The 11,946-nt window shown below is 71.1% G+C and carries 9 protein-coding genes; 7 read left to right on the top strand and 2 right to left on the bottom strand.

Features of this window, described 5'->3' with window-relative positions; genetic code table 11:
* Positions 1-21: 21 nt before the first annotated feature.
* The 6 genes from J2X26_RS16885 to J2X26_RS16860 all read left to right on the top strand — a co-directional run bounded on the left by J2X26_RS16885 (position 22) and on the right by J2X26_RS16860 (position 7,050).
* Positions 22-1,668 carry an ABC transporter substrate-binding protein gene (locus J2X26_RS16885; protein ID WP_307493867.1) on the top strand — a complete coding sequence of 549 codons (1,647 nt, stop codon included), beginning with the start codon at positions 22-24 and terminating at the stop codon, positions 1,666-1,668.
* Between the two features lie 96 nt (positions 1,669-1,764).
* Positions 1,765-2,877, top strand: coding sequence for an ABC transporter permease (locus tag J2X26_RS16880; protein ID WP_307493866.1), 1,113 nt, complete (start codon positions 1,765-1,767; stop codon positions 2,875-2,877).
* Position 2,878: 1 nt separating this feature from the next.
* A complete protein-coding gene (locus J2X26_RS16875; protein ID WP_307493865.1) occupies positions 2,879-3,988 on the top strand; it encodes an ABC transporter permease in 1,110 nt (369 codons plus the stop codon).
* On the top strand, positions 3,988-5,685 hold the full coding sequence (locus J2X26_RS16870; RefSeq protein ID WP_307493864.1) for an ABC transporter ATP-binding protein: 1,698 nt from the start codon (positions 3,988-3,990) through the stop codon (positions 5,683-5,685). The genes J2X26_RS16875 and J2X26_RS16870 overlap by 1 nt, the downstream gene beginning before the upstream one ends.
* A 52-nt stretch (positions 5,686-5,737) precedes the next feature.
* Positions 5,738-6,202 carry a hypothetical protein gene (locus tag J2X26_RS16865; protein ID WP_307493863.1) on the top strand — a complete coding sequence of 155 codons (465 nt, stop codon included), beginning with the start codon at positions 5,738-5,740 and terminating at the stop codon, positions 6,200-6,202.
* On the top strand, positions 6,199-7,050 hold the full coding sequence (locus J2X26_RS16860) for a hypothetical protein (protein WP_307493862.1): 852 nt from the start codon (positions 6,199-6,201) through the stop codon (positions 7,048-7,050). The genes J2X26_RS16865 and J2X26_RS16860 overlap by 4 nt, the downstream gene beginning before the upstream one ends.
* Here the strand turns inward: J2X26_RS16860 and J2X26_RS16855 are convergent.
* Both J2X26_RS16855 and yicI read right to left on the bottom strand, forming a co-directional pair.
* Positions 7,047-8,150, bottom strand: coding sequence for a hypothetical protein (locus tag J2X26_RS16855; RefSeq protein WP_307493861.1), 1,104 nt, complete (start codon positions 8,148-8,150; stop codon positions 7,047-7,049). The genes J2X26_RS16860 and J2X26_RS16855 overlap by 4 nt on opposite strands.
* A 26-nt stretch (positions 8,151-8,176) precedes the next feature.
* Positions 8,177-10,471: an alpha-xylosidase gene (yicI, locus tag J2X26_RS16850; protein WP_307493860.1), complete on the bottom strand. Its 2,295-nt coding sequence runs from the start codon at positions 10,469-10,471 to the stop codon at positions 8,177-8,179.
* A gap of 234 nt (positions 10,472-10,705) precedes the next feature.
* Between yicI and J2X26_RS16845 the strand changes: the two genes are divergently transcribed.
* The gene (locus J2X26_RS16845; RefSeq protein ID WP_307493859.1) at positions 10,706-11,707 is read left to right on the top strand and encodes a LacI family DNA-binding transcriptional regulator; all 1,002 of its coding nucleotides are present in this window, start codon (positions 10,706-10,708) and stop codon (positions 11,705-11,707) included.
* Positions 11,708-11,946 lie beyond the last annotated feature (239 nt).

Genomic DNA, 11,946 nt, shown 5'->3' with positions numbered 1-11,946 from the left:
CCCTGACAGAAGAGGTAGCGCATGTCCTCCCTCGCACCACACCGTCGCCGCGTCCTCGCGGCGACCGCCGGCCTTGCAGCCACCGCTCTCGTCCTGACCGCCTGCTCGGGCGGCGACGACGAGGGTGGCGACGGCGGCAGCACCTCCGCCGGCGGTGCCCTGACCATCGGCACGACCGACAAGGTCACCACGCTCGACCCGGCCGGCTCCTACGACAACGGCTCGTTCGCGGTCATGAACCAGGTGTTCCCGTTCCTCATGAACACCCCGTACGGCAGCCCGGACGTCGAGCCGGACATCGCGGAGTCCGCGGAGTTCACGGCGCCGACCGAGTACACCGTCACGCTCAAGCCGGACCTGAAGTGGGCCAACGGCAACGACCTGACGTCCGCGGACGTGAAGTTCTCGTTCGACCGCCAGCTCGCCATCGCCGACGAGAACGGCCCCTCCTCGCTGCTGTACAACCTGGACAGCGTGGACGCGGTCGACGACACCACGGTGGTCTTCCACCTGAAGTCGGAGAACGACCAGATCTTCCCGCAGATCCTGTCCAGCCCGGCCGGCCCCATCGTCGACGACGAGGTCTTCTCGGCCGACGCGCTGACGCCGGACAACGAGATCGTCGACGGCAACGCGTTCGCCGGCCAGTACACGATCACCAGCTACGCGTTCAACGAGCTGATCTCGTACGAGGCCTACGCAGACTACGCGGGCGTCCTGCCCCCGGCCGAGACCGCCGAGGTCAACGTCAAGTACTACGCCGACTCGTCGAACCTCAAGCTGGACATCCAGGAGGGCAACATCGACGTGGCGTTCCGTAGCCTCTCGGCGACGGACATCGCGGACCTGGCGACGAACGACAACGTCAAGGTCGTCGACGGTCCCGGCGGTGAGATCCGCTACATCACGTTCAACTTCGACACGCAGCCGTACGGCACCAAGGCCGACGGCGCCGACCCGGCGAAGGCCCTCGCGGTCCGCCAGGCCGTCGCCCACCTGATCGACCGGGCGCCGCTGTCGGAGCAGGTCTACAAGGGCACCTACACGCCCCTGTACTCCTACGTGCCGGACGGCCTGACGGGTGCCACCGAGTCCCTCAAGGGCCTGTACGGCGACGGCTCCGGTGGCCCTGACGCCGACAAGGCCAAGGCCACGCTCGAAGCAGCCGGCGTCACCGTCCCGGTCGCGCTCAGCCTCCAGTACTCGAACGACCACTACGGCCCGTCGTCGGCCGACGAGTACGCGCTGATCAAGGACCAGCTGGAGAAGGACGGCCTGTTCGCGGTCGACCTGCAGACCACGGAGTGGGTGCAGTACTCGAAGGACCGCACCGCCGACGTCTACCCCGCGTACCAGCTCGGCTGGTTCCCGGACTACTCGGACGCCGACAACTACCTGACGCCGTTCTTCCTCACGGAGAACTTCCTGTCGAACCACTACGACAACCCGGCGGTCAACGACATGATCCTGGAGCAGGCGACCACGGTTGACCCCGCCGCCCGCACCGGGCTCATCGAGGACATCCAGGACGCCGTGGCGGCGGACCTCTCCACGGTCCCGTACCTCCAGGGCGCCCAGGTGGCCGTCGTCGGCAAGGACGTGACCGGCACCGAGGACACCCTCGACGCCTCGTTCAAGTTCCGCTACGGCGCGCTCGCGAACGGCTGATCCTTCAGCAGGCCGACGGTCCCGTCCCCCGCCACACTCGGGGGGCGGGGCCGTCCGGCACGTCCGTACGGCACGTCATCAACAAGGCAGGAACCCATGACCTCCACCACCACCGGAGCGCCCATCGGCGTCGCGCCCCCTGGGCCTACCACGCCGGCGACCCCGGCCGCGAAGAGCAGGCGATCGGGGGGACACCTCGGCAGCTACCTGCTGGTGCGGTTCCTGCTGATCTTCCCGACGATCTTCATCCTGGTCACCACCGTCTTCGTCCTCATGCGCGCGACGGGCGACCCGATCACCGCCTCGCTGGGCGGGCGGCTGACGCACGACCAGCTGCAGGAGCGGATCCACGAGGCGGGCTACGACCGGCCGATCCTCGTGCAGTACTTCGAGTACCTGGGCAACGTGTTCCGCGGGGACTTCGGCACCACGATCTCCGACAACCGCCCGGTCACCGAGGTCGTCCTGACGTACGGGACCGCGACTCTGGAGCTCGCGTTCTACGCGATGCTCGTCGCGCTCCTGGTCGGCATCCCGCTGGGCCGCATCGCCGCCGCCCGTCGCGACAAGGGCGTCGACGCGTCCCTGCGCATCTCCGGGATCCTGGCCTACGCGACGCCCGTGTTCTTCGCCGGCATCCTGCTCAAGCTCATCTTCTCCGTGTGGCTGGGCTGGCTCCCGGTCGCCGGCCGCGCGTCCACCGACGCGCAGATCGAGCTCCAGCGCAACGGCGCGGGCACGGGCATCTTCCTCATCGACGCGATCAGCACGGGCGACGTGTCCGTGGTCCTCGACGTGCTCGAGCACGCGATCCTGCCCGCCCTCGCGCTCGGGCTGCTGACCGGTGGCATCTTCCTGCGGCTGGTCCGCACCAACGTCATCGGCACCCTGTCCACGGGCTACGTCGAGGCGGCCCGCTCGCGCGGCGTCAACGAGCGCCGGCTGCTGCGCCAGCACGCCTGGCGCCCCGCGCTCGTCCCGATCATCACGGTGATCGGCCTGCAGGTCGCGCTGCTGCTGTCCGGCGCCGTCCTGACCGAGAAGACCTTCGAGTGGAAGGGCCTCGGCTTCCAGCTGGTCCAGTACCTGCTGGCCCGCGACTTCGTCGCCGTGCAGGGCATCGTCGTCCTGCTCGCCGTGGTGGTGGCGCTGACGAACTTCGTCGTCGACGTCATCGCCGCGCTCGTCGACCCGAGGATCAGGTACTGACATGACCGACACGTCCCTGCCCGAGGTCGGCCTCGCCGTCGCGCACGCCGCCCCGCCCACGCCGGAGCACACCTCGTTCTGGAAGCGCCTGCCCGTGGTGCGCCACGTCCGCACGAGCGTCGGCCTGCAGCGCACCATGCTGGTCGTCGGCATCGTCCTGATGCTGATCTTCGTCATCACCGCGGCGTTCGCGCCGCTGCTCGCGCCCTACGGGTACGCGCAGCTGAGCTCGGGCGACGTGAACTTCGGCTCGCAGCAGCCGCCCTCGGCCGAGAACCTGCTGGGCACCACCGTCGGCGGCTACGACGTGCTGTCCCGCACGATCTGGGGTGCGCGGCCGGCATTCCTCGTGATCGTCGTCGCGGTCGTGCTCTCGATCTTCGCGGGCGTCGCGCTCGGCCTGGTGTCGGGCTACTTCGGCGGCTGGGTGGACCGCGTGCTCGTCGTCATCGCCGACGCGCTCTTCGCGTTCCCGTCGCTGCTGCTCGCCATCGTCGTCGCCATCGTGATCAGCGGTGGTCAGTCGTCGATGTGGGGCGGGGTGATGGCCGCGGCGATCTCGCTGAGCGTCGTGATGATCCCCCAGTACTTCCGCGTGGTCCGCGCCGAGGTCGTCCGCGTCAAGGCGGAGGCGTTCGTCGAGTCCGCCCGCGTGATCGGCTCGGGGCACCTGCGGATCATGGGCCGCCACGTCCTGCGCAACTCCACGCGGACGCTCCCGCTGATCCTCACCCTGAACTGTTCCGAGGCCGTGCTCACGCTGGCCGGCCTGGGCTTCCTCGGGTTCGGCATCGAGCCGACGGCCGCGGCGGACTGGGGCTACGACCTGTCGAAGTCGCTGTCCGACGTGACCAGCGGCATCTGGTGGACCGCGGTGCCCCCGGGCGTCGCGATCGTGCTCACCGTGCTCGGGCTGACGCTCGTCGGGGAGTCGCTCAACGACCTCGCCGACCCGCGCCTGCGCAGGCGCCGGGCTGCCAAGGCCGCCGCTCCGCTGAGCCCGGTCACCGCCGTTCCCGGCGGTGTCGCCACCGACCGCGTCCCGGGCGTCGAGAGCATCGACGACCTCGAGGGGCCGACAGACCTGTTCGACGGAAGGGGCGAGCGCTGATGACCAACGTCGTCGACATCACGAACCTGCACGTCTCGTTCGCCACCGACGCCGGCACCGTCCGGGCCGTCGAGGGCGTCACGCTCCAGGTCGCCGCCGGGGAGGTGCTCGCGATCGTCGGGGAGTCCGGCTCCGGCAAGACCGTCACCGCCCGCTCGATCCTGGGCCTGCTGCCCGAGACCGCCCTGACCAGCGGGGCTGTCCTGCTCACACGCAAGGACGGCTCCGCGACGCACGACCTCGTCACGCTGCGGGGCAACGATCTGCGCGACGTGCGGGGCCGGGACGCGGCGATGGTGTTCCAGGAGCCGTCCACGGCCCTCAACCCGGTCTTCCCGGTCGGCTGGCAGATCGCCGAGGGGCTCAAGGCGCACAGCAACATCTCCGACAAGGACGCCCGCGCCCGCGCGATCGAGATCCTGCGGCTGGTCGGCATCCCCGACCCGGAGCACCGCGTCGACCACTACCCGCACCAGTTCTCGGGCGGTCAGAAGCAGCGCATCGTCATCGCCCAGGCGCTCGTCCTCGACCCGGGCCTGATCATCGCGGACGAGCCGACCACGGCCCTCGACGTCACCGTGCAGGCCGAGATCCTCGAGCTGCTGCGCCGCCTCCCCCAGGAGTTCGGCTCGGCGATCGTCCTGATCACGCACAACATGGGCGTCGTCGCGGACCTGGCCGACCGCGTCGCGGTCATGTACAACGGCGAGATCGTCGAGCAGGCCGACGTCCGGACGCTGTTCGCGTCGCCGCAGCACCCGTACACCCAGCGCCTGCTCGACGCCGTGCCGCGGGTGGGCGGGCGACGCCTGCGCGACCGGGTCCGGGTGGCCGACGAGCTCGAGGCCATGGTCGTCGACGAGTCGGCGACACCGGTCGTCGAGGCGTCCGACCTGCGGATCGTCTACCCCGGCCGGCTGCGGCAGCCCGCGTTCACGGCCGTCGACGGCGTGAACCTGGTCATCCGGCCCGGCGAGGTGCTCGGCCTGGTGGGCGAGTCGGGCAGTGGCAAGACCACGATCGGCCGGGCCATCGCCGGGCTCACGCCCATCAGCGGCGGCTCGCTGAAGGTCCACGGCGTCGAGATGCTCGACGTGAAGGAGAGGGTCTTCCGCCCGGTCCGCAAGCGCATCGGGTTCGTCTTCCAGGACCCGGCCACCAGCTTCAACCCGCTTCTCACGATCGCCCAGTGCGTCGCCGAGCCGATGGTCGTGCACGGACTGGCGCCGAACCCTGTCGAGGCCCGGCCGCGGGTCGACGAGCTGATGGAGGCCGTCCAGCTGCCCAAGGCGTTCGGCGACCGGTTCCCGCACGAGCTCTCGGGCGGTCAGCGGCAGCGCGCGAGCCTGGCCCGGGCGCTCATCCTGGGCCCCGAGCTGCTCATCGCAGACGAGCCGACCAGCGCCCTGGACGTCTCGGTGCAGGCCCGGGTGCTGGACCTGTTCGCCCGCCTGCAGGCCGAGCTGGGCTTCGCGTGCCTGTTCATCAGCCACGACCTGGCCGTCGTGGACCTGCTGGCCCACCGCATCGCGGTCCTGCACCGCGGCGTGCTGGTGGAGGAGGGCACGGGCGACGAGGTGCTCGGTGCGCCGAAGCACCCGTACACGCAGCGCCTGCTGGCGTCGCTGCCCGTGCCGGACCCGGTCGAGCAGGCCGCCCGCCGCGAGACGTGGAGGAACCTGCGCGCGCACGGGTGAACCTCGGACCGGTTCACCCCCGGGTGGACCGGTCCGCTCCTAGCGTGGCGGGATGCCCCCCGCTGACCAGCAGGTTCGCTCGCGCCTCGTGCGCGTGCTGGCGGTGCTGGCCGCGCTCGTGACGATCCCGCTGTGGTCGCCGCCCGACCATGTGACCACCTCCGACGGTGTCTTCATGGTCGCGGCGACGGCTCCACCCGGGGTCGCGGTCGTCCGTGTCGCGTCCCTGGTCCTCGTCGTGGTGCTCGCCGGGCTGACGCTGTGGCGGGGCAGGCGCGTCGTCGCGCTCTACGCGCTGCCGGCCCTGGGGCTGACCTGGGTCTGGTGGCGGATGGAGGGCGGCGGCAGCTACACGGTCGCGATGTTCGGCTCGGCGGGGCAGGATCCGCCGCACGCGTTCACGTCCCCCTGGTTCGCGGTCTCGGTCGCCCTGTCCGCGCTGGTGGTCCTCACGTGGACGCTCGCGGCGATCGGGATCGCCGGACGGCGACGCCGCCCGAGGGCTGGGCGCCCGTGACCGGACCCCCCACGCCCACCACCCTCGACCGCATCGCCCGCGCCCTGGGCATCACCGCCGGGCTGGTGGCCGTGGCCGTGGGCGTCGCGACCGCCGTGGGGATCCTCCAGCCGGACACCGGTCGAACCGTGAGCCTGTGGCTGGTCGTGGCCGTGTCGGCGGTCGTGGCGTGGCGCCGCGCGTCGTCCGCGCGCCTCAGCCTGCTCTACGGCATCCCCGCGCTGACGCTCACGGGGTCGTGGTGGGCCGCGTCGACCGAGGTGTGGTTCGCGTACTCCGCGACGGGCAGCTCGGCGACGCGGCCCGGGCTCGGAGCCACCGGGATCACCGTCGCCGTCCTCCTCCTGCTGCTCTGGGCGCTGACCGGGACCGGACTGCTGGCCACCGTCCGCGCCGCCGGCGCCCAGGTGCCGGTGCGCATCCTCGCCGTGGCGACGATGGTCCTCACCCTCCCGATCTGGGCCTCATCCCTTGGTGCCTCGCAGCTGGTCCTGGTGCGGACGTCGCCGGCGGCGCACGGTGCCGTGCGTACCGCCTCGCTGGTCCTCGTGCTGGTCGTCGGAGCACTCGTGCTGGCCGACCGCCGACCGCCGTCCGTCTGGGCCGCCGCCTACGTCCTGCCCGCCGCGGCGCTGACCTGGGTCGGCTGGCAGTCGCACCTGGCGGTGGCCTACGGCCCCGCCCCGACGACGTCCTACTCGGCGGTCGCTCTGCCGGACCTCGTCCTGCTGCCCGCCGTGATGGCACCGTTGGCGTCGGTGCTTCTCGTCGCGCTGCTGTGGTTGTTGGCCGTCGGCGGGACGGCTGAGCTGGGCCGCTTCCGGCCTCCCCCTGCCGAGATCGTCTAGCTCCGCGTCAGCCGCGCGTCGGCACCGACCGGTGTCTCGCACGCCTCGCGGCGGGCCGAGTAGCGGTCGTAGAGGGTCACGACGAGCGCGACCACGTAGGCGAAGAGCAGCACGTCGCCGACCGCGACCTGCCCCCGCTGCCCGGTGGCGAACGCCGCGAAGACGAGCATCGTGACGACGCTGATCACGGTGTTGACCGCGACACCGATGCCGAGCGACGCCGTCGCTCGCCCCCGCCACAGCGCCAGCCCTGCGTGGACGAGCACCGTCCCGGTGACGACGAGGACCACCACGGACAGCCGCCCCTCCGTCAGCGGGTAGGACTCGAACAGCACAGCCGTGACCAGCCCCGCCAGCGCGACCTTCTCAGCCAGGTGACCGATGCCCTTCGGCGCGACACCGACGGGACCCTTGGGCACCCAGCCCACCCGCGCGGCCACGACGTCGGCGTCCACGGTGAAGGGCCAGTCGGCCGGCGGCAGGCGCCGGACCACGCGTCTGCCGACGACGACCAGCACGACGGCGAGGACGGCGAGGAGTCCCCAGACCCACGGGTGCTTGTCGACCAGCTTGCCGAACTCGTCGGTGAAGTCCAGCTGCGCGACGTGGATCCACCACTCCTGCGGCAGCTTGATCACCACCCAGATGAGCCCTGCCGTCCAGAGGAACGCGGCCCGGCTGAGGCGGGCGGCGTCCCACCGCGTCCGGACCACCTCGATCGCGATGACGAAGTACTCGAACGTGTTCGGGAACACCATGAGCAGCCAGCGCAGGTCGGTCAGCTCGAACAGCAGCACCCCGACCAGCCGGTAGTACCAGAGGAACGCCGCGACGCCGACCGCGAACGGGTTGCGCCAGTTCCGCAGCACCGACAGGTAGGCGATCGTGAGGTAGTAGATGTCGAGCGCCTTGTCGTACGACTGGTAGTTGTCGAGCGGCAGACCGGTGAACGCGGCGAAGATCGACTTGTCGACGCCGTCGATCACCAGCGCGGCGAGGATCGCGGGCAGCGGGAACCGCGGGATGAACAGCGGCACCACCAGCCGCAGCCCCACGACCAGCACGAACACCGCCCAGTCGACCGTGCTCGCATCCGTCATATCGGGCACTGTAGGGGCGGGCGGGGTCAGTCGTCCTGAAGTTCGAGGGTGACCTCGCCGGTCCCGGCCGGCACGGTCACGACCTGAGCCGCTCGGCCGCCCGACGGCTCGACCTCCACCGACCACGGCGCGCTCGCGCCCCGCGCCTCCACCCGGACCTGCTGACCGGTCCGCGTCACCACGAACGTCACAGCCGCCCGGTCGCCGACCTCGGGCACGGTGGTGACCGACCGGTGGCCATCGGGCAGGTCGAAGAGGCGCAGCGTGACGCCGTCGGCCCAGTCGTAGTCCGGCCGGTCGGTGCGGGCCCCCTGCGCCAGCACCGTCCCCGGCCGGACGTACAGCGGCACGGAGTCGAAGCCGTGCCGCTCGCTGACCCAGCGCGGACCGGTCACCTGCGCCCCGCTGAGCAGGGACGTCCAGGTGCCTGCAGGCACGTAGACGTCCACGTCGCCCCCCGCGGTGAACACGGGAGCGACCAGCAGGTCGGGCCCGAGCATGTACTGCGTGTCGACGGTCGCCGCGCCGGGGTCGTCAGGGAACTCCAGGACCATCGGCCGCATGACCGGCACCCCCTCCTGGTGAGCCTCCACACCGGCCGCGGCGAGGTACGGCATGAGCCGGTGCTTCAGGGTGGTGAACCGTCGCGTGACCTCGACGGCCTCCTCGTCGAAGGCCCACGGCACCCGGTAGGAGTCCGAGCCGTGCAGGCGGCTGTGCGACGACAGCAGCCCGAACGCCAGCCAGCGCTTGAACACCGCCGGGTCCGGGGTGCCCTCGAAGCCGCCGATGTCGTGGCTCCAGAACCCGAAGCCCGACGACGCGAGCGACAGCCCGCCGCGCAATGACTCCGCCATCGAGACGAACGTCGACTCGCAGTCGCCACCCCAGTGCACCGGGAACTGCTGGCCGCCGGCCGTCGCGGACCGCGCGAACAGGACGGCCTCCCCCGTGCCGAGCTCCTCCTCGAGGAGCTCGAAGACGGTGCGGTTGTAGAGCTGCGTGTAGTAGTTGTGCATCCGCTCCGGGTCGGAGCCGTCGTGCCAGACGACGTCCGTCGGGATCCGCTCCCCGAAGTCCGTCTTGAACGCGTCCACGCCCTGGCCGACGAGCCGGCGCAGGTGCCCCTGGTACCACCCGACCGCGTCCGGGTTGGTGAAGTCGACGAGCCCCATGCCCGCCTGCCAGAGGTCGGTCTGCCAGACCGACCCGTCGGCGCGCTCCACCAGGAAGCGCCCGGCACGGCCCTCCTCGAACAGTGCGGAGCGCTGCGCGATGTACGGGTTGATCCAGACGCAGATCTTCAGGCCCTTGGCCTTGAGCCGGTCGAGCATCCCCTGCGGGTCCGGGAAGGTGGCGGGGTCCCACGTGAAGTCGGTCCAGTGGTACGCCCGCATCCAGAAGCAGTCGAAGTGGAAGACGCTCAGCGGCAGGTCCCGCTCGGCCATCCCGTCGACGAACGACGTGACGGTCTCCTCGTCGTAGCTCGTGGTGAACGAGGTGGAGAGCCAGAGCCCGTACGACCATGCCGGCGGCAGCGCGGGGCGGCCCGTCAGCGCGGTGTACCGGCGCAGCACGTCCTTCGGCGTCGGGCCGTGGATCACGTAGTACTGCAGCGACTCCCCCGGGACCGAGAACTGGGTCCGGCTGACCACCTCGGAGCCGACCTCGAACGAGACGCGCCCGGGGTGGTCGACGAACACGCCGTAGCCCGCGTCCGACAGGTAGAACGGCACGTTCTTGTACGCCTGCTCGCTCGCCGTGCCGCCGTCCTCGTTCCAGATGTCGACGGACTGCCCGTTCTTCACGAACGCGCCGAACCGCTCCCCCAGCCCGTAGACGTGCTCCCGCACACCGAGCGTCAGCTGCTCGTGCACGTACGTCCCGCCCGCCGCGTCGGTGACGATCCCGACGGACCGCGGTGTGGACGAGGTGAGCACCCGTCCCTCGGCCTCGAACGTGACGTCCCACGGTCCCGCCGTGCCGATCCGCGCGCTCAGGGCGCCGGACCGGATCGTGAGGAACCCGGCGTCGGGACCGGTCACCTTGACGTCCGCAGCCCCCGTGGCCACCTCGAAGTGCGGGCCGCGGTCGACGCCTCCGCTGTGGTGCTCGATGCGGACCCGGATCACGTCGTCCATCGGGCTGTCGAACGCCACGGAGACCAGCGGGCGGTTGAGCGAGTCGCCACGGCGACGCTGCGGCGCGGTCGGGGCGTAGACCCGCACGCCGGCGTCCCCCACGACGACGTCGGCCACGTCCCGCGGGTGCAGGACGCTCACGCCCGGCAGCGTCTGCCAGTAGCCATCGGTGAACTTCATCGTCGTCCTCTCGGTCCTAAGGATCGGTCTCCGCTGGGGACCGCCCCGTCGGGGGGCGAACCGGCGCGGGCGCGCATCGTCGAAGCGCTTCGCTAGCGAGGAGGCTACGCCACAGCCCGAGCCCTTCCCAGTGCGTCCGACGCCAGAAGGCCGACCGTCCGTACGAATGCGCAGATCAATGCGGCCGAACGTCATTCTTCTCTCGTCACACGCAGATGGCGCTAACCTTGCGCGATGGCGACCATCGGCGATGTGGCACGGGCGGCCGGGGTGTCCCTGTCGACCGTGAGCTACGTGATCAGCGGCAAGCGCCCGATCTCGCAGCCCACCCGGGAGCGGGTCGAGCGGGCCATCCGCGACCTCGCGTTCCACCCGCACGCCGGGGCGCAGGCCCTCGCGTCGTCGCGGAGCAACGTCATCGCGCTGATGGTGCCGTTCCGGCCGGGGATCAACGTCGCGATCATCATGGAGTTCGTCGCCGGCGTGGTCACCGCGGCCCGGGCGTTCGACCACGACGTCCTGCTGCTCACGCAGGAGGACATCCAGGAGATAGACCGGGTGGCCGCGCGGTCGCTGGCGGACGCCGTCATCGTCATGGATGTCGAGTCCGACGACCCCCGCCTCCCGGCGCTGCGCGCCCTGGACCAGCCTGCGGTGCTGATCGGCGTACCCGAGGACACCTCAGGCCTCGCGTGCGTCGACCTCGACTTCGCCGCCGCGGGCCGGCTGGCCACCCGGACGCTCATCGACGCAGGTCACCGGCGTGTTGCGCTCATCGGGGCGTCCCGGGAGCGGTTCGAACGGAGAGCCAACTACGCGGTCCGCATGCGCGACGGGGTCGTCGAGCAGGCCGCCCGGAGCGGGCTCGAGGTGCACGTCATGCCGTGCGAGCCGACCTACGCGGGCGGTGTCGACGCGCTCGACCAGCTCCTCGCGGAGGACCCCGACGTCACCGGCCTGGTGGTGCACAACGAGGCTGCGCTGGCCGGCGTGGTGGACGCGCTGGACCGCGCGGGTCGGCCGGTCCCGACCGGCATGTCGGTGGTCGCCATCAACGCCGCCAACATCGCCGAGGGCCTGCGGCGCCCGGTCGACTCGATCACCGTGCCGGGCCACGACATCGGCGCGATCGCCGTGCAGATGGCGATGGCCCGCGTGCGCCAGGAGAGCCCCGGCGAGACCCGGCTCGTCGCCCCGAGGCTCACGCCGCACGGCAGCGTCGCGCCGCCTCGCTGACCTCCACCTTCGCGGTCCCCGAGCCGACGCGCGCCCGTCGAAGCGCTTCGAATTCTCTACGTCGAAGCGCTTCGAAATCACTCTCCCTCGGCAGGGCGCTACGGAGTCCACGGCCCGAAACAATTCCCCGCACGTGTTGACATTTCGCCGGCACGAGGCACACGATGGCGCGCATCAGTCATCGAAGCGCTTCGCTTCGCGGGGTCCCCCGATCCCGGTACCAGCACCACGTCAAAGGA

This window comes from Cellulomonas humilata (assembly GCF_030814415.1).
Lineage (GTDB): Bacteria > Actinomycetota > Actinomycetes > Actinomycetales > Cellulomonadaceae > Cellulomonas > Cellulomonas humilata_A.
This window is presented reverse-complemented; position numbering and strand designations above follow the sequence as displayed.